This is a genomic window from Kitasatospora sp. MMS16-BH015 (assembly GCF_002943525.1).
GTDB lineage: Bacteria > Actinomycetota > Actinomycetes > Streptomycetales > Streptomycetaceae > Kitasatospora.
The window spans coordinates 6876116-6896684 of sequence record NZ_CP025394.1 but is presented as its reverse complement, the minus strand read 5'-3'; the positions used below and the strand labels follow the sequence as shown (position 1 = coordinate 6896684).

Annotated in this window: 19 protein-coding genes; 6 read left to right on the top strand and 13 right to left on the bottom strand. The window is 73.2% G+C overall.

Annotated features, from left to right (window positions below; genetic code table 11):
* The first annotated feature begins 96 nt into the window (after positions 1–96).
* Positions 97–1089 (top strand): agmatine/peptidylarginine deiminase, encoded by a 993-nt coding sequence (locus CFP65_RS29395; RefSeq protein ID WP_254552631.1) that lies wholly within the window; start codon positions 97–99, stop codon positions 1087–1089.
* Between the two features lie 9 nt (positions 1090–1098).
* On the opposite strand, the gene CFP65_RS29390 is transcribed toward CFP65_RS29395, so the two are convergent.
* Positions 1099–1539: a GNAT family N-acetyltransferase gene (locus CFP65_RS29390; protein ID WP_104821210.1), complete on the bottom strand. Its 441-nt coding sequence runs from the start codon at positions 1537–1539 to the stop codon at positions 1099–1101.
* Between the two features lie 62 nt (positions 1540–1601).
* Positions 1602–2753 carry an agmatine/peptidylarginine deiminase gene (locus CFP65_RS29385; protein ID WP_104819017.1) on the bottom strand — a complete coding sequence of 384 codons (1152 nt, stop codon included), beginning with the start codon at positions 2751–2753 and terminating at the stop codon, positions 1602–1604.
* 150 nt (positions 2754–2903) lie between these two features.
* Between CFP65_RS29385 and CFP65_RS29380 the strand changes: the two genes are divergently transcribed.
* Positions 2904–3518, top strand: coding sequence for a TetR/AcrR family transcriptional regulator (locus tag CFP65_RS29380; protein WP_104819016.1), 615 nt, complete (start codon positions 2904–2906; stop codon positions 3516–3518).
* Positions 3519–3552: 34 nt separating this feature from the next.
* Here the strand turns inward: CFP65_RS29380 and CFP65_RS29375 are convergent, their stop codons facing one another.
* The 9 genes from CFP65_RS29375 to CFP65_RS29335 all read right to left on the bottom strand — a co-directional run bounded on the left by CFP65_RS29375 (position 3553) and on the right by CFP65_RS29335 (position 13315).
* On the bottom strand, positions 3553–4431 hold the full coding sequence (locus CFP65_RS29375) for a DUF4436 family protein (RefSeq protein ID WP_104819015.1): 879 nt from the start codon (positions 4429–4431) through the stop codon (positions 3553–3555).
* Positions 4428–5660 (bottom strand): agmatine deiminase family protein, encoded by a 1233-nt coding sequence (locus CFP65_RS29370; RefSeq protein WP_104819014.1) that lies wholly within the window; start codon positions 5658–5660, stop codon positions 4428–4430. The genes CFP65_RS29375 and CFP65_RS29370 overlap by 4 nt, the downstream gene beginning before the upstream one ends.
* Positions 5661–5764: 104 nt before the next feature.
* A complete protein-coding gene (locus CFP65_RS29365; RefSeq protein ID WP_104819013.1) occupies positions 5765–6577 on the bottom strand; it encodes an ABC transporter ATP-binding protein in 813 nt (270 codons plus the stop codon).
* Positions 6570–7571: an ABC transporter ATP-binding protein gene (locus CFP65_RS29360; RefSeq protein ID WP_254552630.1), complete on the bottom strand. Its 1002-nt coding sequence runs from the start codon at positions 7569–7571 to the stop codon at positions 6570–6572. The genes CFP65_RS29365 and CFP65_RS29360 overlap by 8 nt, the downstream gene beginning before the upstream one ends.
* The gene (locus tag CFP65_RS29355) at positions 7568–8422 is read right to left on the bottom strand and encodes an ABC transporter permease (protein WP_104819011.1); all 855 of its coding nucleotides are present in this window, start codon (positions 8420–8422) and stop codon (positions 7568–7570) included. The genes CFP65_RS29360 and CFP65_RS29355 overlap by 4 nt, the downstream gene beginning before the upstream one ends.
* The gene (locus CFP65_RS29350; RefSeq protein ID WP_104819010.1) at positions 8419–9378 is read right to left on the bottom strand and encodes an ABC transporter permease; all 960 of its coding nucleotides are present in this window, start codon (positions 9376–9378) and stop codon (positions 8419–8421) included. The genes CFP65_RS29355 and CFP65_RS29350 overlap by 4 nt, the downstream gene beginning before the upstream one ends.
* A complete protein-coding gene (locus tag CFP65_RS29345; protein WP_104819009.1) occupies positions 9375–11024 on the bottom strand; it encodes an ABC transporter substrate-binding protein in 1650 nt (549 codons plus the stop codon). Before CFP65_RS29345 ends, CFP65_RS29350 begins: the two co-directional genes overlap by 4 nt.
* A 39-nt stretch (positions 11025–11063) precedes the next feature.
* Positions 11064–12068 (bottom strand): agmatine/peptidylarginine deiminase, encoded by a 1005-nt coding sequence (locus CFP65_RS29340; protein WP_217368197.1) that lies wholly within the window; start codon positions 12066–12068, stop codon positions 11064–11066.
* A 38-nt stretch (positions 12069–12106) separates the two neighbouring features.
* Positions 12107–13315 carry an agmatine deiminase family protein gene (locus CFP65_RS29335; RefSeq protein WP_104819008.1) on the bottom strand — a complete coding sequence of 403 codons (1209 nt, stop codon included), beginning with the start codon at positions 13313–13315 and terminating at the stop codon, positions 12107–12109.
* Between the two features lie 166 nt (positions 13316–13481).
* Here CFP65_RS29335 and CFP65_RS29330 point away from each other — a divergent pair, with 166 nt between their 5' ends.
* The 3 genes from CFP65_RS29330 (at position 13482) to CFP65_RS29320 (ending at position 17317) form a co-directional block, all read left to right on the top strand.
* The gene (locus CFP65_RS29330) at positions 13482–14126 is read left to right on the top strand and encodes a TetR/AcrR family transcriptional regulator (protein ID WP_104819007.1); all 645 of its coding nucleotides are present in this window, start codon (positions 13482–13484) and stop codon (positions 14124–14126) included.
* Between the two features lie 104 nt (positions 14127–14230).
* Entirely contained in the window at positions 14231–15922 is a 1692-nt protein-coding gene (locus tag CFP65_RS40275) for a serine/threonine-protein kinase (protein ID WP_217368196.1), read from the top strand.
* Between the two features lie 216 nt (positions 15923–16138).
* Positions 16139–17317, top strand: coding sequence for an agmatine/peptidylarginine deiminase (locus tag CFP65_RS29320; RefSeq protein WP_254552629.1), 1179 nt, complete (start codon positions 16139–16141; stop codon positions 17315–17317).
* A 46-nt stretch (positions 17318–17363) separates the two neighbouring features.
* Here CFP65_RS29320 and CFP65_RS29315 read toward each other — a convergent pair whose 3' ends face one another.
* Entirely contained in the window at positions 17364–18344 is a 981-nt protein-coding gene (locus CFP65_RS29315; RefSeq protein WP_168219638.1) for a winged helix-turn-helix domain-containing protein, read from the bottom strand.
* Between the two features lie 80 nt (positions 18345–18424).
* Here CFP65_RS29315 and CFP65_RS29310 point away from each other — a divergent pair, with 80 nt between their 5' ends.
* Positions 18425–19639, top strand: coding sequence for an MFS transporter (locus CFP65_RS29310; RefSeq protein ID WP_104819005.1), 1215 nt, complete (start codon positions 18425–18427; stop codon positions 19637–19639).
* A 74-nt stretch (positions 19640–19713) separates the two neighbouring features.
* Here the strand turns inward: CFP65_RS29310 and CFP65_RS29305 are convergent, their stop codons facing one another.
* On the bottom strand, positions 19714–20367 hold the full coding sequence (locus tag CFP65_RS29305) for a bifunctional 2-polyprenyl-6-hydroxyphenol methylase/3-demethylubiquinol 3-O-methyltransferase UbiG (protein WP_104819004.1): 654 nt from the start codon (positions 20365–20367) through the stop codon (positions 19714–19716).
* Between the last annotated feature and the right edge of the window lie 202 nt (positions 20368–20569).

Sequence of the window (20569 nt, the reverse complement as noted above, 5' to 3'; positions counted from 1 at the left end):
CGGGCCCGTGCACCGCGACCGTTCGCGAGGTACGGTGGCCGCATGCGCACGAGACTGACTGATTTTTCAGTTAACCCTACCGAAGCCTACCCCTGGGTGCCCGCCGACGAGGTGCCGCACGCCCGCACCTGGATGTCCTGGCCCTCCCGCCGGGGCATCTGGGGCCTGCGCCTGGGTGGCGTCCAGGAGGACATCGCGCTGATCGCCCGGACGATCGCCGAGTTCGAGCCCGTGGTGCTCTGCGCCCCGGACGAGTGGACGGCCGACAAGGCCCGGGCCCGCTGCGGGCCGACGGTGGAGGTGATCTCCGACATCCCCACCGACGACCTCTGGATGCGCGACATCGCGCCGGTCTTCCGCCGGGACGGTCACGGCGGGCTGGACGCGGTGGTGCTCAACTTCAACGGCTGGGGCAACAAGCAGGTCCACCACGACGACGCGCTGGTGGCCGAGCGGGTGGCCGAGCGCCGGGGGCTGCGGTACTCCTACGCGGAGTTCGTCGGCGAGGGCGGCGCGATCGAGACCGACGGCGACGGCACGGTGATGGCCACCGAGAGCAGCCTGGTCAACAAGAACCGGAACCGCGGCATGAGCCGCGAGGAGATCGAGGCGGAGGTGCTGGAGGCCTACGGCGCCGACACCATGATCTGGCTGCCCGGGCTCAAGGGGCAGGACATCACCGACGACCACGTGGACGTCACCTCACGGTTCGTCCGCCCCGGAGTGGTGATGGTGCAGCTGCCGCCGGCCGACCGCAACGACGCCTGGGCCCGGGACGCCCGCGAGCAGTTCGAACTGCTCTCCGCCGCGACCGACGCCCGGGGCCGCCGGCTCCAGGTCATCCCGGTGCACGGCCCGGACGAGGTGCGCTCCCGCAGCTCGAAGTTCGTCGACTCCTACCTGAACTTCCACGTGGTGAACGGCGGCGTGATCACCACCCAGTTCGGCGACCGGCGCAAGGACGAGGCCGCCCGGGAGGCGCTGGCCGCGGCCTTCCCCGGCCGCGAGGTGGTCCAGCTGGACGTGGACCGGCTGATGACCGGGGGCGGCGGCATCCACTGCTCGACCATGCACGAGCCGGTGCCCTAGCGAGGCCCCTCAGGCGGCTTCGCGGACCATGAAGACGTCCGACCAGCTCTCGTGCTCCACCGTGAAGCCGGCCCGCTGGTACAGCGTGATGGCCGAACTTCCCTGGAGCATCTGCAACTTGACCCGGTGGCCAGCCCGGTCGCAGTCCTCCAGCAGCCGGGCCAGCACCGCGCCGCCGATGCCCCGGCCCTGGTGGGCGGCGGCGAGGTAGAAGTGCTCCAGCCAGTGCGCGTCCTCGGCCGGCCGCAGGGCCACGCTGCCGGCGAACTCCCCGGCCACCTCGATCAGCCAGGTGTGCTCGGGCTCGTACTTGTCGCGCAGCCGCTGCCGCACCTGGTGCTCGTCGTAGACCCCGAGCCGCTCCAGGTCGGCCCGCAGGGTCTCGGCCCGGAGCTCCGCCAGCAGCTCCACGTGCGCCGGCGAGGCCGGTCGCAGTTCCCAATCCGCCATGATCACGATGCTATCGCCGGGCGGACCGGGCCCACGACCGGCCCCTCAGCCGTGCACCGGGGTCAGACGGCCGGCTGCTGCTGGGTGACGCAGTGGATGCCGCCGCCGCCCGCGCCGAGGTTGTCGATGTTGAGCTGCTCGATGGTGCGGCCCGGGAAGAGCCTGGCCAGCGTGGTCTTGGCGGCGGCGTCGGCCCGGGTGTCGCCGAACTGGGCCGAGATGACGGCGCCGTTGCAGACGTAGTAGTTGGCGTAGGAGCCGACGAAATCGGGGCTGGTGGAGCGGATCAGGTTGTAGTTGGGGCCCTGGATCTGGGTGATCGCGTACCGGGTGCCCTGGGCGCTGGTGGCGGCCGAGAGGGCCTGGTACTGCTGGCGCTCGTCGTTCGACCAGACGTCGGTGTCGCCGGAGAGCGGCATCTGGACGGCGGCGGTGCCGGGGCCCAGGAAGCGCGAGGTGGCGTCCACGTGGTCGTCGGTGATGTCCTGGCCGGCGATGCCGGTGAACCAGATCACCTTGGACGCGCCGTACGCCGCGCACATCGCGGACTCCAGCTGGGCCTGGGTCATGCCGGGGTTGCGGTCGGAGTTGATGATGCTGCTCCTGGTGGCCATCAGCGTGCCGGCGCCGTCGGTCTCGATCGCGCCGCCCTCGCCGACCAGCCCGGCGGCGGTGAACGGCAGGCCGAGGTAGGAGGCTATTCGCTGCGCCACCAGCGCGTCCTTGGCGTGGGTCTGGTGGTTGCCCCAGCCGTTGAAGTTGAGGCCGACGGTGTCCAGGCCGCCCGCGCCGTCGGTGCGGAAGACCGGGCCGGTGTCGCGCATCCAGCAGTCGTCCACCGGGATGCTGCCGATCACCGTGACGGCCGAGCCGCACATCGACCTGGCCTTGGAGACGCTGGCCGAGTTCGCCAGCATGGTGACCGGCTCGTACTTGGCGATGGTCTTGGCGATCAGCGCGATGTTGGACTGCACACCGCTCAGCTTGCCGCCCCAGATGCCGGAGCTGTCCGGCCAGGCCATCCAGGTGCGGGTGTGCGGCACGGTGTCCACCGGCACCTGGAAGGCGCCGGCCACCGCCGGGGCGCCGACCGCGCGGCGCGCGGCGGTGGCGCCGAAGGCCGTGCCGGCGACGCCGGTGAGGGCGGCGCCGGCCGCGGTGAGACCGGCGGCGGCCAGGAAGCCGCGTCTGCCGAACCGGGCGTACTCGTCCATGGGGTGCCTCCATGCAAGCTGTGGGGGAAGGTCAAACTCCGCTGCCCGTAGAGCAGTTGAGCAGAACCGTAAAACTGACCAAGCGCTCGGTCAATAGCTTTCACAGCGCCCGGCCAGGATCGGGTCCGGCAGGTGGCTACAGTGACGGCCATGGCGACAGAGGCGACAGGTACGACCGGTGGCCGGACGCGTGCGTCCGCGAAAGGCGAGCAGACCCGGGCCCGGCTGATCGCGGCGGCCCGCACGCTGCTCGCGGGCGACGGCGCCGGACGGTTCACCACCCGCAACGTGGCCGCGGCCTGCGGGGTCTCGCACGGGATGTGCCACTACCACTTCGCCGACCGCACCGACCTGATCGTCGCGGTGGTGGCCGACATCCGGCCCGAGTGGATCGCCCCGCTGGAGGAGGCCGTCACCGGCCCCGGCGGCTTCGCCGAACGGGCCGGCCGCGTACTGGACCTGCTCACCCGGCCGGAGAGCCCGGACCTGGCCCGGCTGCACGCCGCGCTGCACTGGCTGGCGCTCAACGACGACCGGGTGCGGGTCAGCCTGGACGCGGAGTACGGGCGCTGGCGCAGCTGCTTCGTGCAGCTCTTCCGCACCCTGGTCGAGGAGCGCGGCAGCGCGGCCGACCCGGCGGTGCTCGGCGAGGCCTTCGCGGCCGCGGTGGACGGGCTGGCCGCGATCGGCTCGCTGGACGGGGCGGTGGACTCGGCCCTGGTGCTGCGCACCCTGCTCGACTCACTGGCCGCCACCGCACAGTGATTGACGGAGCGTCAGGAATAGGATCGGCGGGGCGTCAGCTCTCGGCCTCGATCCGTCTGCGGTGCTCGACCCGGCTGCCGGAGACCACCGTGAAGACCAGGCTGGCCGCGATGATGCCCTCGGCCCAGAAGAAGGAGACGTAGTCCATCAGGGAGCCGATCGGCGGTGAGCCGGGGGCCGCGTTGCGCATGCCGATCAGCGCGAAGAGGGTGGCGGCCATCCAGCCGAGCGAGGGCCAGACCATGCCCTGCCGGCTCCGGCGCAGCACCTCGGCCCCGGCCAGCACGGCCAGGGCGAGCGCCCACATCGCCACGATCATGAACCAGGAGAGGATGAAGGTGCTCCGGGCCCGGCTGATCCGGCCACTCAACAGCACCTCCCCCGAACCTAGTTGGTCACCGGTCGGCCGGACGAAGAAGAACGGGTCGGAGTCGGCGAAGACCAGGCCCACCGGCACCGACCCGGCGGCGTCCGAGGCGGTGAAGGAGAGCGCGAAGCGGTACCGGTCGAAGGGGTAGTCGGTCTCGGTGCCGTCGTACAGGTTGGCCGAGACCGGCTTCGGGGTGGCGGCCTCGCCCGGGGTGGCCCGCAGGTCGGTGCGGGCGGTGGAGCGGACCACGATGTCCACCTGGCGGGTGAAGGAGCCGAGCTCGGCGTCCTTGGCCAGGCCGCCGTGCGGCACCGGCACCACGTAGAGGCTCATCGCCCCCGTGCCGGGGTCGATCTCCTGGGCGGTGACGTCGAGTTCGACCCAGTCGCCGCTGGTCGGCAGCGCGAGCTCGTGGGCCTGCTGCCGGGTGTCGCGCTCGTTGAGGTAGAGCGCGATGCCGGCGGAGCAGAGCACGGCGAGCAGCACCAGCCCGACCACGAACCGGCTGCGGTGCCACTTGGTGGCGGTCGTGGTGGCGGTCATACGGTGGTGCCGCCGGTCGCGGCCGGCTGCTGCTGGGTCGCGCAGTGGATGCCGCCGCCCCCGGAGGCGATGTGGTTGATGGACACCTGGCTGACCTTCCGGCCGGGGTGCAGGCCGCCGATGATCGAGACCGCGCGGTCGTCCGCGGCCTGGTCGCCGAACTTCGGCACGATCACCCCGCCGTTGCACACGTAGTAGTTGAGGTAGGTGGCGAGAAACTCCTTGCCCGCACCGGGGATGGCGTTGATGTCCGGCTCGGGCAGCTCGACCACCCTGAGCGGGCGGCCGTTGGCGTCGCTGGCGCCGCTCAGCACGGCGCGGGCCTGGTCCGAGGCGGTGGTCCAGACGTCCGTCGGGGCGTCCGAGGCGGGCCGGTGCAGCACCACGGTGCCCGGGGAGGCGAACCGGGCGAGCGCGTCGATGTGGCAGTCGGTGATGTCCTGGCCGGCCACGCCCTTGATCCAGAGCACCTTGCGGACGCCGAGCAGGTCCTTGAGGCTCGCCTCGATCTGGTCCCGGGTCTTGCCGGGGTTGCGGTTCTCGTTCACCCAGGAGCTCTCGGTGGCCAGCAGGGTGCCCTCGCCGTCCACCTCGATCGCGCCACCCTCGCCCGTGACGGGGGCCTGGACGCGCGGGACGTTGTAGTGCTCCAGGAGCAGCCGGGCCACCTGGCTGTCGGCGGCGTGGGCCTGCTTGTTGCCCCAGCCGTTGAAGTTGAAGTCGATCCCGGTCAGGCCCTGCGGCCCGGTGACGAAGGTGGGCCCGGTGTCCCGGGCCCACAGGTCGTCCACGGCCAGCTCCAGCACCTCCACCGAGGAGCCGACGGCCTGCCGGGCCTGCTCGGCCTGGTCCGGGCGGGCCAGCAGGACCACCGGCTCGAAGGCCGCGATGGCCTGGGCCAGCCCGGCGATGTCCTGCCGGACGCCCGGCAGTTGGTCGCCCCAGACCTCCTCCAGGGCCGGCCAGGCCATGAAGGTGCGGGTGTGCGAGCCCGCCTCGGCGGGCATCGCCCGCCCGGCCGCCGAGGCACCGGCCGAAGTACTGGCCGAGGCACCGGCCGAGCCACTGGCCGAAGCGCTCCCGCTCGGGCCGCCCGAGGGAGACCCGCTGTCCGAGGGCGCGGGCTCGTCGCCGCCGCCGGAGGAGGAGCAGCCGCCGGTCAGGGCCAGCGCGGCGAGTGCGGCCCCGGAGTGCAGGAGCGAGCGGCGGGACGGCCCGGGGTGCGCCATGGAGCCTCGTTCCGGTCGGTGTCGGCGTACGGCTCCGCAGGCTACTGAAGGAGGAGCCGCACACCGCCCCGAGAGCTGTCCGCCATCGGGGTGAAACCTGCCCGCTACAGCGCCCGCCGGGCCGCCGCGATCCGGCCCGGATCCCAGCCGGGGCGCGGCACCGACTCCAACAGGAGCCTGGTGTAGGGGTGTTGCGGGTCGCCCAGGACCTGCCCGGTGGGGCCGGCCTCGACGATCCGGCCGTGCCGCATCACCACCACCTCCTCGGTGACGCAGCGCACCACGCCGAGGTCGTGGGTGATGAAGAGGTAGCCGATGCCGGTCTGCTCACGGATGTCGGCCAGCAGGTTGAGCACCTGCGCCTGCACCGAGACGTCCAGCGCGGCCACCGCCTCATCCAGCACCATGACGGCCGGCTCGACCGCCAAGGCCCGGGCGATGGCCACGCGTTGGCGCTGGCCGCCGGAGAGCTGCCGGGGCAGCGCCTCGGCCGCGCGGGCGCCCAGACCGACCTGGTCGAGCAGCTCGCTGACCCGGGCCTCGTGGTCGGCGCCGGGGAAGTGCAGCTTCAGCGTCTCGCGGAGCACGCCGGCCACGCTGGTGCGCGGGTCGAGCGAGAGGTAGGGGTCCTGGAAGACCATCTGCACCTCGCGGGCCCGGGCCAGCCGTTCGGCCCGGCCCCGGGCCCGGCCCGCCCGGCGGCGGCCCCGGACGGTGACCTCGCCGGAGTCGGCCTGCTCCAGGCCGACGATGATCCGCGCGGTGGTGGTCTTGCCGGAGCCGGATTCGCCGACGATGCCGAGCGAGCCGCCGGCGGCCACCCGGAAGGAGACCTCGTCGACGGCGCGCAGCTCACCGAAGCTGCGGCAGAGGCCGGAGACGCTCAACGCCTCGCCGGTGGAGGTGGGTTCAAGCATCGGTGCCGCTCCCTTCCAGTAGGGGCAGCCGGTCGCTGTGGTGGCAGGCGGCCAGCTGTTCGGGCCGCTCCAGGGCGGGCCTGGTCTCCGGGGTCCGTTCGCGGCAGAGGTCGGTGGCCAGGGCGCACCGGGCGGCGAACGAACAGCCGGTCAACTCCTGCCGCAGATCCGGTGGTTGGCCCTCGATGGCGGCCAGGCGGCCGGGCGCCGCGTCCAGGTGCGGAGTGGCCGCGAGCAGGGCGGCGGTGTACGGGTGGCGCGGGTCCTCGAAGAGGGCGGCGGCGGGGCCGCTCTCCACGATCCGGCCCGCGTACATCACGTGCACCCGGTCGCTGATCGCGGCGGCCAGGCCCAGGTCGTGGGTGACGAAGAGCAGGCCGGTGCCGAAGCGCTCGCGCAGCCGGCCGAGCAGGGCGACCACCTCGGCCTGGCTGGTGACGTCCAGCGCGGTGGTCGGCTCGTCGGCCAGCAGCAGCACCGGGTCGCCCATCAGGGCGGCGGCGATCATCACCCGCTGGAGCATGCCGCCAGAGAGCTGGCCGGGGTAGCGGCGCAGCAACTCGGGCCCCAGGCCCACGGCTTCGAGCAGTTCGACCGCCCGGGCCGCCGCCTCGTCCCGGCCGAGCAGGCCGGTCAGCCGGACTCCCTCGGTGAGGAAGTCGCCGACCCGCCGGAGCGGGTTGACGGCGGCGCGCGGGTCCTGGAAGACCATCGCGGCCCGGCCGGCCCGCAGGGCGCGGAGCCGGTCGGGGGTCATGGTCAGCACGTCCTCGCCGTCCACCAGCACCCGGCCCTCGGTGGCGCCGCCGGGCGGCAGCAGGCCGAGCGCGCTGCGCGAGGTGAGCGTCTTGCCGGAGCCGGATTCGCCGACCAGCGCGACGGTCTCGCCGGGGGCGACGGTGAGGTCCACCCCGTCGAGCACCGGCCGTGCGGTGCCGGGGAGGCGGAGCCGCAGCCCCTGGATGTCGAGCGCGTTGGTCGGTGCCGCGTTCACAGGGACCTCCGGGTGACCCGGTCGGCCCAGCGCTCGCCGACCACGTTGAAGGCGACCACGGTGAGCACGATCAGCACGCAGGGCAGCACCGCGGAGAGCGGGTAGCCGTGCTGGATCGCCGTCTGGCCGTCGAAGACCATCCGGCCCCAGTCGGGGGTGAGGGCGGGCACGCCGAGGCCGAGGAAGGAGAGGCCGGCCAGGTCCATCAGGGCGTAGCCGAAGTTGATGGTGGACTGGGCGAGCACGATCCCGGCGATGTTGGGCAGCACGTGGCGCAGGCAGATCTGCACCGCCGAGTGGCCCTGCACCCGGTACGCGCTCACGTACGGGCGCTCGCGCTCGGCGAGCACCAGCGAGCGGGTGAGCCGGGAGACGTACGGCAGGTAGGCCACCGCGAGCGCGATCACCGGGGCGAGCAGGCCCTCCCCGTAGACCGAGACGATCAGGATGGCGAGCAGCATGCCGGGGAAGGCGAAGACCAGCTCGGTGGAGCGGGAGAGCACCGAGTCGAGCCAGCCGCCGCGCCAGCCGGCCGCGAGGCCGACCGCGACCCCGCCGACGGTGGAGAAGACGACCACGCCGAGCGGGCCGAGCAGCGAGGTGCGGGCGCCGAGCAGCAGCCGGGAGAGGGTGTCCCGGCCGGCCGCGTCCACGCCGAGCAGGTGGTCGGCCGAGGGGCCGGCCATCGCGTTGGAGAGCTCGACGGCGTTCGGGTCGGCCGGGGCCAGCCAGGGGGCGAGCAGGGCGGCCGCCACGACCAGCGCGACGAAGACCAGGCAGGCGAGTTGGAGAGATGCGCGGGTGGCCCGGAGGCGGCCGAGGCCGGGCCGGCGGGTGAGGACGGCGCTCATGGGCCGGACCTCCTGGAGCCGAGCGTGACCCGGGGGTCGACCAGCGGGTGGAGCAGGTCGACGAGGAGGTTCACGGTCATGAACAGGGCGACGATGATCAGGGAGATGGCCTGGACGGTGGGGAAGTCCTTGGTGGTGGTGGAGAGTTCGAGCAGCTGGCCGATGCCGCCGATGGAGAAGGCGGATTCGACCAGGATGGTGCAGACCAGCAGGGTGGAGACGATCAGGCCCCCGGTGGTGAGCACCGTGCCCAGCGAGTTGCGGAACACGTGCCGGCGGATCACGTCCCGCTCCGGCACGCCGCGGCTGCGGGCCACCGCCACATGTTCGCCCTCCAGTTGCTCCAGCATCGCCGCCCGGGTGACCCGGGCGAGCATGCCGATCAGGTAGAGCGCGAGCGCGATCGAGGGCAGGGTGAGGTGCCGGAGCAGGTCGCCGAACCCGTCGCCGGTGCCGCTGCTGGGGAACCAGCCGAGCTTGACGGCGAACAGGCCCTGGAGCAGCACCGCCGCCACGAAGGAGGGGGTGCCGACGGCCAGCGTGGTGCCGATCAGGATGGTGGAGTCGGTGGCGCCGCCGCGCACCGCACCGATCCAGCCGAGCACCAGGCCAACCACCACGACCACCACCAGCGACATGGCCACCAGGGTCAGGGTCGCGGGCAGCCGGTCGGCGAGCAGCTTGGAGACGTCGGTGCGGTAGGTGATGGACCGGCCGAAGTCGCCGTGCAGCACCTGGCCGAGCCAGCGGAAGTACCGTTCGAAGAACGGGTCGTCCAGGTGGTACTGCTCGTTGATCGCCTGGAGGGCCGCCGGGGAGGCCGAGCGGCCCGACAGGAGGAAACTCGCCGGGTTGCCCGGCGCCAGGTACATCGCGCCGAAGACCACGAAGGAGGCGCCGAGCAGGGTGGCGGCCATCTCGACCAGCCGCCGGGCGGCGAATCTCAGGAAGTTCACTTGGCCGCCCCGACGTCGGCCGCCCACGGGTAGTAGAGGTAGGAGATGGTGGTCGGCGCGCCGGTGATCCGCTTGTTGAGGAAGAGCGCGGTGGGCCACTCGGCCACCGGGATCCAGAGCAGCTGCTCGGAGGCGGTCTGCTGGAGCTTGGCCTCGATCGCGGCCCGCTTGGCCGGGTCCTGCTCGGCGGTGGCCTGGTCGACCAGCGCGTCGTAGGACCTGTCGCTGTAGCCGGCGAAGTTCTGGTACGCGCCGGTCTTGAAGTTGCCCAGCAGGTCGAGCGGGTCGGTGATCGAGTCGTAGTAGGTCTCGGGGAACATGTCCAGGCCCTCGCGGGCCTTGGGGTCGGTGAAGAGCGCGGTGAAGGCGTTCGGCGCGACCGTCTTCAGCTGCACGTTCAGCCCGATGCTCGCGCCGGCGGCCTGCACGGCCGTGGCCAGCAGCGAGACGTCCTGGCCGATCGTGCTGGTGGCCACCGTGATCACCTTGCCCTCGGCCCCGGCCTCCTTGACCAGCGACTTGGCCTGCGCCAGGTCCTGGGCGGTGGGCGTGAGGTGGGCGAAGGCGGCCTGCTGCGCCTCGGCCGGGGCGCCGGCCCAGGCGGCCTTGGTGGTGAGCGAGCCGGTGACGGTGCCGGCCCCGGCCAGGCCGGTGCGGACGAAGCCGGTGCGGTCCAGCGCGAGCGAGAGCGCCTTGCGCACCCGCAGGTCGGCCAGCGGGCCCTTCATCGAGGTGACGTTGAGGTTGACTGTGCTCAGGCCCTCGCCGAAGTACAGCGTGCCGGGGCCGCCGCTCTTCAGCCGGTCGTAGCTCTCGGTCGGGATGAGGTAGCCACCGTCCACCTCGCCGCTGAGCATCGCGTTGGTCCGCGCGGCCGGGTCGGTGAGGAAGCGGAAGACCGCCTTGCCCGCCTTGGCCTTGGTGCCCCAGTACCCGTCGAACCGGTCCAGCTCGATCGACTGCCCCTTGGCCCAACCGCCCAGCTTGAAGGGGCCGGTGCAGTCCAGGCTGCCGCTCGTCCCGTAGTCCTTGCCGGCCGCCGTGACCCCCGCCTTGGAGGCGATCACGCCCGCCGCGGTGGCCATGTACTGCGGGAACTGCGAGTCGGGCTTCTTGAGCTTGACGGTCACCTGGAGCGGGCCGGTCCCGGTGATGGTGTCCACGTTCTGGAAGGACTGCGCCCAGGCGGCGGCGTTGTCCGGGTTGGTCTGCCGGCCGAGGCTGAACACCACGTCCTCGGCGGTGAGCACCGAGCCGTCGTGGAAGTGCACGTTCGGGCGCAGGTCGTAGACCCAGGTGGTCGGGTCCGGGCTGCTCGCCTTCTCCGCCAGGCCGGGAGCCAGGGTGAGCTGGGGCGTCCAGCGCATCAGGCTCTCGCACACGTTGGAGAGGATGGTGTTCTGCGGGTAGTCGAAGGCCTGGATGTAGTCCAGGGTGGGGGGTTCGGCGTAGGTCGCCCAGGTGAAGGAGTCGATCTCACCGGCGGCGGGCGGGGTGGTGGCGGAGAGCTTGACACCCCCCTGGTCGGCCGACTTCGGCGGTCCGGAGCAGGCGGCGACCAGGGCGGTGGCGCAGAGCAGCGCGGTGGCGAGCACGGCGTGCCGCCGGAGCGGGTGGCTGCGTCTCGCGGGCGCGGTGGGAGTCATGAGGGGGGTTCTCCGTTCGCAGGATGTGCGGTCGTGAGGTCAGTCCCGGGCGGCGGGGAGCTGCTGGGTGATGCAGTGGATGCCGCCGCCGCCGTAGGCGATCACCCGCGACTTCACGCCGACCACCTTGCGGTCGGGGAAGGCCTCGGCGAGCACGGCCAGCGCACCGGCGTCCTCGGGGTGGTCGGCCACCGGCACCACGACGCCGCCGTTGGCCAGGTAGAAGTTGAGGTAGCCCACCTCGGTCTCCTTGCCGTCCACCTCGACGAAGGCGGCCTGCGGCACGTCGACGATCTCGAACGGGCGGCCCTGCGCGTCGGTGGAGGCCGCGAGCACGGCCCGGTTGGCCCGCATCCGGGCGTAGTCGGGGTGCTCCGGGTCGGCCGGCAGCTGCACCACGACCTTGCCGGGGGCGGCGAAGGCGCAGACCCCGTCCACGTGCCCGTCGGTCTCGGTGTCCAGCGCGCCGCCGTACGGCAGCCAGATCACCTTGCTGACGCCCAGCCGCTCCTTGAGCTCGGCCTCGATCTCCTCGCGGCTCATCCCCGGGTTGCGGTTGGGGTGCAGCAGGCACTGCTCGGTGGTGATCAGGGTGCCCTCGCCGTCCACCGTGATCGCGCCGCCCTCCAGGATCATCTCGGAGCGGATCGCCGGGACGCGCAGGTGCGCGAGCAGCAAGCCGCTGATCCGGTCGTCGGAGTCCCACGGGTGGTGCTTGCGGCCCCAGGAGTTGAACCGGAAGTCGACCCCGGCCCGGCGGCCCTGCTCGTCGAGCACGAAGATCGGCGCGCTGTCGCGGAACCAGGAGTCGTCCTGGGCCAGCTCGATGACCGTGGTGGCCTCGCCGCACAACTCCCGGGCCCGGTCGCCGTGTCCGGGCGGGGCCACCATGGTGACCGGCTCGAACTCACCGATCGCGCGGGCCACTGCGGCGTACTCGTGCTGCACCTCGTCGAGCGTGTCGCCCCACAGGTCCGGGCGCACCGGCCAGGCCATCAGGCAGCCCTCGTGCTCGGTCCACTCGGCCGGCATGCGGTACGTCATGGCAAATCCCCTTGCTGGTAGCTGCGTTGTCTGGTGGTTCAGAGGGCCGGCGGGACGGCCGGCTGCGACTGGGTGGAGCAGTGGATGCCACCGCCGCCCGAGGCGATGTTGTCGATGTTCAGCTGGACGATGTCGCGGCCCGGGAATTCGGCCTGGAGGATCGCGTAGGCCGTGCCGTCGGCGGTGGTGTCGCCGAACTGCGGCACGAAGACGGCGCCGTTGGCCACGTAGAAGTTGGTGTAGCTGGAGAGGAAGTCCTTGCCCTTGCCGCGGATCAACGTGCGGTCCGGGCCGGGCAGTTCGACCACGGTGAGCGAGCGTCCGCGGGCGTCGGTGGCGGTGGCGAGCACCTGCTTGGCCTGCTGGTAGACGTCGATCCAGAGCTGGTCGGTGCCCGGGCCCGGCTTGTCGAGCAGCACCCGGCCGGGCGAGGTGAAGCGGGCCAGGCAGTCGATGTGGTCGTCGGTGATGTCCTGACCGGCCAGCCCGGCCAGCCAGATCACCTTGTCCATGCCGAGCGAGCTGCACAGCGCCTGCTCCACCTGGGCCTGCGACTTGCCCGGGTTGCGGTTCGGGTTGACCAGCGAGCTGACGGTGGCCAGCAGGGTGCCCTGCCCGTCCGTCTCCAGCGCGCCGCCCTCGCCGACGAACGGCGCCTGGATCCGGTCGATGCCGTAGTCGTAGAGCAGGGTGGCCGCCACGGCGGCGTCCTCGGTGAACCGCTGGTAGTACGAAGTGCCGGTCTTGCCCCAGCCGTTGAAGTTGGTGTCGACACCCGCGATGGCACCCGGGCCGACCACGAAGGTCGGGCCGAAGTCGCGGATCCACAGGTCGTCGTTGGCGATCTCGATCACCGTGATGCCGTAGTACGCGCCGGGCCCGCACTGGTACCGGGCGTCGGCGGCCTGGCCCGAGCGGGCGACCACGACCACCGGCTCGTACCGGGAGATCTCGTACGCGACCCGGGCGATGTCGCGGCGGACGGCGGGCAGTTGGGTGCTCCAGATCGAGGAGAGCGCGGGCCAGGCCATGAAGGTCCGGTCGTGGCGGTCGCTCTCGGCCGGCATCCGCAGCGCCGGGACGGCGGAGGCATTGGGGCCGGTGCCGGCGGCCGCGGCCTGGGTGAGGGCGGCGGCGGTCTGCGAAGCGGCGAGGACGGAGCCGAGGGCGGCCAGCGGGACGGCGGCGGCACCGAACTTCAGCAGGCTGCGGCGGGAGGGGGCGGGGATGGGGGCGGGGGTGTTCATGGCCCCGCATCCTTCACCGTACTGAATTTTCAGTCAACCCCTCGGGGGTTCTCGGTGCATTTGACCAGGCTCCTGGGCCCCTACTGGGGTCCAGGCGAGGGGGTTCCTGAAATTATGATCAGGATTCGGGGCGGAACACCCCGGCAGCGAGGTAGAGTGGGCGACCATGCCAGACCGTCGGACAGGGATACTCAGAGCCGCCACCCGGGTGATCGCCCGGCGCGGCGTACGCGGGCTGCGGGTGGGCGAACTGGCCACCGAAGCCGGCGTCTCCACCTCGCTCATCTACTACCACTTCACCGACCGGGCGGGCATCCTGCGCGAGACGCTGGAGTACATCAGCGACCGCGCCGACCGCTACACGGCCGAAGCCGCCCAGGCGGCCGGCCGGGGCGGCGACCCGCGCGCCGACCTGGAGCAGGTGCTGCTGCTCGAGCTCCAGGACACCACCGAGGTGCGCGAGAACAGCACCGCCTGGGGCGAGTTGCGGGCCACCGCCGTCTTCGAGCCCGAGCTGCGCGAGGAGCTGGCCCGCAACACCCACACCTGGGTCCACGACATCGCCGAACTCCTCGGCCGCGCCAACCCCACCGGCACCGCCCCGGCCCACGCCGCCGCAGCCGAACGCCTCACCGCCCTGGTCGAGGGCCTGAGCACCCGCTGGCACAGCGGCTCGCTCCCGGTCGCCCACGCCCGCACCCTGCTGCGCGGAGCGATCGAGGCCGAACTGACCCACTGCCGCCCGCCCGCCCCCGACGCCCCCTCCGACGCCACCCCCGAACCGGTCAGCGCCCGCCCCGGCCCCGCCTGACCGAACTTTCACCCAGCCGTCCTGGCCCTGTGCCCTCTCGCGTACCGGAAGCAGTCCTAGCCGCCGCACCCCGCACCGCCCGCACCACCGAAAGAAGCCGCAGCATGTCCGCTGGCCGTTCCCCCTTCCCCCTGCCGCCGGTCTTCCAGGAGCTCGGCCCGGATGACCCGCGCGAGGTCGGCGGCTACCGCCTGGCCGCCCGGCTCGGCGCCGGCGGCATGGGCAGGGTCTACCTCTCCCACACCCCCGGCGGACGGCCGGTCGCCCTCAAGGTGGTGCGGCCGGAGCTGGCGGAGGACCCGGCGTTCCGGGCCCGGTTCGCCCAGGAGGTGGCCAGCGCCCGGCTGATCCACGGCCTGTACACCGCCCAGGTGGTCGACGCGGGCGCCACCGAGGCCACCCCCTGGCTGGCCACCGCCTACGTGCCCGGGCCCTCGCTGCACGAGGTGGTGCGGCGCTTCGGGCCGCTGCCCGAACGCACCGTGCTGCTGCTGATGGCGGGCATCGCCGAGGCGCTCCAGGTGATCCACGCGGCCGGCGTGGTGCACCGCGACCTCAAGCCGGGCAACGTGCTGATCGCCTCGGACGGCCCCCGGGTGATCGACTTCGGCATCGCCCGGGCGGCCGACTCCGGCGCGCTCACCGGCACCGGCCTGCAGATCGGCTCCCCCGCGTACATGGCCCCCGAACAGGCCGTCGGCCGGCCCGCGACCCCCGCCACCGACGTCCACGCCCTCGGCGCCCTCGCCGTCCACGTGGCCGGCGGCACCCCGCCCTTCGGCGACGGCGACGGCCCGGCCACGCTCTACCGGACCGTCCACGAGGAGCCCGACCTCAGCCGGGTGCCGCCCGGCCTGCGCGCCCTCCTCCTGGCCTGCCTCGCCAAGGACCCGGCCCACCGCCCCACCCCCGCCGAGGTCATCACTGCCGCCCGCCACCACCCGGCCGTCGGCGGCCACCTCCGCTTCACGGAGGACTGGCTCCCCCAGGCCCTGGCCACCGTCCTGACCCACCACACGGCCCTACCGGAACCGGAGCCGGAGCCGGGTTCGGGTTCGCACTCGGCATCGGGTTCGCATTCGGGTTCGGGTTCGGGTTGGCATTCGGGTTCGGGCCCCACCGTCGCCAGCGCCGACTGGAGCCACGCACCCACCCAGCCCGCCCACCACGGCTGGGCGGCCACCACCGTCACCACCCCACACCGGCCCAGCCCCGCCGCTGCCACCGACGGACCCGACCGCGGCCGCCGCAGACGCGCCCTCGGCCGCACCGCCCTCACCGCCTCCGTCGCCCTGCTGGTCGGCGCCGCCGCGATGGTCCTGCTGCTCGACGGACCGCCGGAGGTCGAGGCCGCACCAATTCCCACTCCCACCCCCACCCCCAGCGCCTCCGCCTCGCCGAGCGCCGCCCCCACCCCCGCCTACCAGCCCGTCTACCAGGGCGTCGAGCTCGCCGCCCCGGACAACGCCACCGAGTTCGACCTCGCCGCCGGGCGGACCGCTCCGGTGGACACCGCCACCTGGTACCTCGGCCGCAGCGACAGCGAGTTCCTCGCCCCGGACGGCGCCGACACCCACCTCGCCCGGGACGCCGACCTCACCCTCCTCGCCTGCCTGGACGGCCTGGCCCGCCACGAGACCACCACCCGCCTGCCGTTCGGCTCGGCCGGCGCGAACACCTCCTTCTGCCTCCGCTCCGCCGACGGCCGCAGCCTCGCGCTGGTCCGAGTGCTCGCCACCCCCGAGCAGGAGGGCGCAGCCCGGGTCTCCGTCGACCAGTACCGCAGGGACGGCTGAGCCCGCCGCGAGAACCGACCCGCCGCGGGGCGTCGCGACACGCCCGCCGCCCCGACGCCGCAGCCCCCGACCGGTTCCCGTTCTGCACGCTTCCGACAGACTTGACTGACTTTTCAGTCAATGCGAGAGTGCAGATCGGCCCGCCGGTCGGCGCGGACCGTTCGGCTCAGCCCGTCCGGTCGGCCGATCCCACCCTCTGCACCACCGGAGACCACCGTGCCCCTCACCTCCCTCGCCCGCCGCACCGTGCTGCGCTCCCTCGCCGGCGCCGGCCTCCTCGCGCTCGGCGCGACCGCCTGCACCGGCGGCGACGACCAGGACGACCCGGCCACGAACCCGAGCTCCACCGACTCCGGCCCCCAGGGCGGATCCGCCGCACCGGCCGCCCCCGGCGGGCGGAAGCTGGGCGCCGAGTGGGAGAAGCACGAGCGCACCTTCATGGCCTGGCCCGCCTCCGAGAACGTCTGGGGCGAGCAGCTCGGGGCCGTCCGCAAGGACATCGCCGGCATCGCCAGGGCGATCGGCGAGCGCGAGCCGATCGTGCTGCTGGTGCGGCCCGGCCAGGAGGATTCGGCCCGGGACGCCTGCGGGTCGGACGTGGAGCTGCTGACCGTCGCGGTGGACGACCTCTGGGCCCGCGACACCCTGCCGGTGTTCGTCTCCGAGGGTGGCAAGGTCAAGGGCGTCGACTTCAACTTCAGCGGCTGGGGCAACAAGCAGCAGCACGCCGACGACGCCCGGGTGGCCCGGACGGTGCTCTCGCGGTACGGGACCGACCGGATCGAGACCGGGATCACCGCCGAGGGCGGCTCCTTCGAGACCGACGGCCAGGGCACCCTGATGATCACCGAGAGCTCGATCGTCAACGACAACCGCAACCCCGGCAAGAGCCGGGACCAGATCGAGGCCGAGCTCAAGCAGCTGTTCGGCGTCACCAAGGTGATCTGGCTGGCCGGCGTCCGGGGCAAGGACATCACCGATGCCCACGTGGACTGCCTGGCCCGGTTCGTCTCCCCCGGCGTGGTGCTGCTCGACCGCGCCTTCCCCGGCGGCCCGGCCGACGTCTGGTCCCGCTCGGCCGACCAGGCCCGCTCGGTGCTCGCCGACGCCACCGACGCGACCGGTAAGAAGCTCAAGGTGATCGAGCTGCAGCAGCCCGACCCGGACAAGATCACCGGCCGCGGCGACGCCTTCGTCTCCTCGTACATGAACTTCTACGTCGGCAACAAGGGCGTCTACCTCCCGCACTTCGGCGACCCGCGGGCCGACGACCACGCCCAGGACGTGTTCCGGGAGGCCTTCCACGGCCGCGAGATCGTCCCGCTCCAGATCGACACCATCGCCTCGGGCGGCGGCGGCATCCACTGCTCCACCCACGACCAGCCCGCCGCCTGACCCGACCGAGGCGGCCGGGGCCCGTCCGACGGTGCTCGTCGGAGAGCTAGCGGCCCGCCAACCGGTCTCCCGACTCCGTGCGGCGGTAGACCACGCGGCGGCCCACCCGGGTGCCGGCGATCAGGTCGGCGTCCCGCAGCACGGCCAAGTGGCCGCCGACCGTGCCGAGCGACACCCCGAGCTGGGCGGCCAGTTCGCTGCTGGTGGCCGGGCGGGCCAGTTCGCGCAGGACGGCCGCCCGGCCGCGCCCGATCAGCCGGTCCAGTGCGCCCGGCGGTCGCTGCACCGGGGTTGCGGCCGGATCGGCGCCCGAGCCCCGGGCCGGGTACACCAGCGCGTACCGGCCGGGCTGCCGCTCGCACAGCCAGGTGCCGCTGGAGGCGCTGACCGGGACGAACAGCATGCCCTCCTCCCCCACCACGTAGTCGGGGCCCGGCTTCTTCGAGAAGCGGATCGCGTCCGCGCCTTCCCACGCGCTGCCCTTGTTCATGCGCTCCAGGGCCTTCGGCCAGCCGTACGCGGCGAGCAGGCCCGCACGATAGGTGACGTCCCGTTCGAGCAGGGCCCGGCGGCGCGGCCAGTCCGCCGCGATGTGCCGGCGCCAGACCTCGCCGAGCAGCGCGGCCGCGCGGGGCGCCCAGGCGTCACCGGTCAGCCAGTCGAGGTCGTGGCTCAGCCAGCTGTGGGCGACCGAACGCTCCAGGTCGGCCCGGACCTGCTCGTCCGGGGCGAGCGCGACGGCGGCCAGCTCGTCGGCGAGGGCCGTGCGCATGCCGCCGGCGGGCGGGACGGTGAGGAAGGTGGGCAGCCACTTGGTCGAGCCCGCCAGGGCGACCAGACCCCGGGCGAACGGGTCGGCGGCGAGCATTGCGGTGAACTCGGCGTGGTGGCGGTCGTGCCAGGGGGCAATCCATGGATCGACGCAGGCGCGGCTGAGCAGGATGGTCGAGGCCAGCGCCTCGGCGAGCGGGGAGAGCGCGAAGCGCGAGCGCGCGAGCGCCGTGGGGGTGAGCCGCAGCAGTGTCACCCGTGCCTCCCTCTCTCCCTTGGTTTCGCCTGGTGCCGAAACGATAGCGCCGGGCAGCCCGGACCGATCAGGCTGCCCCGGTGCCCACTCCACCTCCCGCGCCGCTGCGCAGCCCTGCCTTCCGCCTGTTCTTCGCCGGCCGTCTGGTCTCGCTGCTCGGCAGCTCGATGGCCCCGGTCGCCGTCGCCTTCGCCGTGCTGGACGCCGCGCCCGGCCGCTCCGACCTCGGGATCGTGCTCGCGGCCCGGACGATGCCGCTGCTGGCCTTCCTGCTGCTGGGCGGCGTGGCCGCCGACCGCTTCCCCCGCCGCACCGTGCTGCTGCTCGCCCACCTGGGCTCGGCCCTGACCCAAGGCGCCTTCGCCGCCCTGCTGTTGACCCACCACTACACCCTGCTCTCGGCCGCCACACTGGAGTTGCTGAACGGCATCCTGTCGGCGTTCACCAACCCGGCGCTGCGTGGCGTGGTGCCGCAGCTGGTCGACCGGAGTCGACTTCGCCAGGCGAACGCGCTGCTCGGCTCGCTGGCCAACGGCACCAAGATCTTCGGCCCGAGCCTGGCCGGGCTGCTGGTCGCCACCACCGGCAGCGGGGTGGCGATCGCCGCCGACGCCGCGAGCTTCCTGCTCGCCGCGCTCTTCCTGGCCCGGCTGCCGATCACCGGCCGGGCGGAGCGCACCGAAGCCCGGTTGCCGACCCAACTCCGGCAGGGTTGGCGCGAGTTCGTCCGGCCGGGCTGGGTGCTGCCGGTGACGGCGGCCTTCTTCGTGATGAACCTGGTGCAGACCGGCAGCTGGCAGATCCTCGGCCCGCAGCTGACCAGGGCGCTCAGCTCGACCACCGGCTGGGGGCTGGTGCTGAGCGTCCGGGGCTTGGGCATGCTGGCGATGAGCACGCTGGCGTACCGGTTCGCGGTGAAGCACCTGCTGCGGCTCGGGCAGGCGGCGAGCGTGCTGGGCGCGCTGCCGATGCTGACCCTCGGGCTCGGGCTCCCGCTGCCCGCCGTGCTGGCCGCCGCGTTCGCGGGCGGCTGCGGTTCGGCGCTGACCGGCATCGCCTGGGAGACCTCGCTGCAGGAGCACGTGCCCGGCGAGGCGCTCTCCCGGGTCGCCGCCTACGACGACCTCTTCTCCTACCTGGCCATCCCCGTCGGCCAGTTGAGCATCGGCCCGCTGTCGGCGGCGTTCGGTGGCGGTCAGGTGGCCACCGCCGCCTCGCTGCTGTACGCCGTCGCGGCCCTGAGCCCGCTCGCCTTCGCCCGCGTCCGTGCCCTCCCGCACGCCCGGCCGGCCTGAGCGGCGGGCGGCCTCCCGGGGGAGCCGGCCGACACCGCGCCCGGGAGCCGGCTCGACCGCCTGCCGGCCAGGCCCTACTGCGGTTTGACGGCGTGGACGAAGAGGTGCTCCTCCTCCCCCGCGCCGGGGAAGTCCGGCCGGAAGACGCCGCACCGCGCGTGCACCACGTCCAGCCCGGCGGCCTCGATCAGCTTGGGGTGGATCTCGGCGGGGTAGCCGCTGCAACGCACCCGCTGCCCCAGCCAGGTCAGTTCGAGGCCCTCGCCGTCGAACGGGACGGTGGCCAGCACGAAGGATCCGCCGGGCGCCAGCCAGTCGGCGACCCGGGTGAGGGTCAGCTCCATCTCGGTGCGCGGGAGTTGGAACAGCGGGAAGAAGGCGGTGATCGCATCCCACGCCCCCGGGGTGTCCGGCAGCTCCCGTACGTCCGCCAACTCGAATCGGGCCAGCGGTACTTGGGCCCGGGCCAGCCGGACCATGGTGGGCGAGACATCGCAGCCGGTGACCAGGTGGCCGGCCGCGGCCAGCCGTTCGGCGACAGGCCGCCCGGTGCCGGAGCCGATGTCCAACACCCTGGCCCGAGCCGGCAGTCGGTGCAACAGCCAATCCAGCGCTTCCAGTTGCCCGGGCAACTGCCCGTACGCCCGCTCGTAGACCAGCCCCAGAGCGTCGAACAGCCGGGCGGCCGACCCGAGCGGCGAGGGCGTGCCGCCGCGATCGTCTGCCATCGAGCCAGCCCCCAGGGTGCGAGTCCGTCACCCGGAGACTACCTTCCGCATATGCCACATCACCACATGTGACCATCCCTTGGGCGCGTCCCGCCTGCAGGACCACCGGCACCACCGCCGGGCGGCGGCAGCGGCCCGGTCAGCTTCACCGGCGCGTGTGAGCCCGCCGGGCGGGGGTAGCCGAGGAAGCCCCAGCAGACCG

Excerpts from the sequence above, each read along its gene's own strand:
- CFP65_RS29390 (WP_104821210.1), bottom strand. The coding sequence starts at position 1,539 with ATGGCGGATTGGGAACTGCGACCGGCCTCGCCGGCGCACGTGGAGCTG.
- CFP65_RS29385 (WP_104819017.1), bottom strand. The coding sequence starts at position 2,753 with ATGGACGAGTACGCCCGGTTCGGCAGACGCGGCTTCCTGGCCGCCGCC.
- CFP65_RS29380 (WP_104819016.1), top strand. The coding sequence starts at position 2,904 with ATGGCGACAGAGGCGACAGGTACGACCGGTGGCCGGACGCGTGCGTCC.
- CFP65_RS29375 (WP_104819015.1), bottom strand. The coding sequence starts at position 4,431 with ATGACCGCCACCACGACCGCCACCAAGTGGCACCGCAGCCGGTTCGTG.
- CFP65_RS29370 (WP_104819014.1), bottom strand. The coding sequence starts at position 5,660 with ATGGCGCACCCCGGGCCGTCCCGCCGCTCGCTCCTGCACTCCGGGGCC.
- CFP65_RS29365 (WP_104819013.1), bottom strand. The coding sequence starts at position 6,577 with ATGCTTGAACCCACCTCCACCGGCGAGGCGTTGAGCGTCTCCGGCCTC.
- CFP65_RS29355 (WP_104819011.1), bottom strand. The coding sequence starts at position 8,422 with ATGAGCGCCGTCCTCACCCGCCGGCCCGGCCTCGGCCGCCTCCGGGCC.
- CFP65_RS29345 (WP_104819009.1), bottom strand. The coding sequence starts at position 11,024 with ATGACTCCCACCGCGCCCGCGAGACGCAGCCACCCGCTCCGGCGGCAC.
- CFP65_RS29340 (WP_217368197.1), bottom strand. The coding sequence starts at position 12,068 with ATGACGTACCGCATGCCGGCCGAGTGGACCGAGCACGAGGGCTGCCTG.
- CFP65_RS29335 (WP_104819008.1), bottom strand. The coding sequence starts at position 13,315 with ATGAACACCCCCGCCCCCATCCCCGCCCCCTCCCGCCGCAGCCTGCTG.
- CFP65_RS29330 (WP_104819007.1), top strand. The coding sequence starts at position 13,482 with ATGCCAGACCGTCGGACAGGGATACTCAGAGCCGCCACCCGGGTGATC.
- CFP65_RS40275 (WP_217368196.1), top strand. The coding sequence starts at position 14,231 with ATGTCCGCTGGCCGTTCCCCCTTCCCCCTGCCGCCGGTCTTCCAGGAG.
- CFP65_RS29305 (WP_104819004.1), bottom strand. The coding sequence starts at position 20,367 with ATGGCAGACGATCGCGGCGGCACGCCCTCGCCGCTCGGGTCGGCCGCC.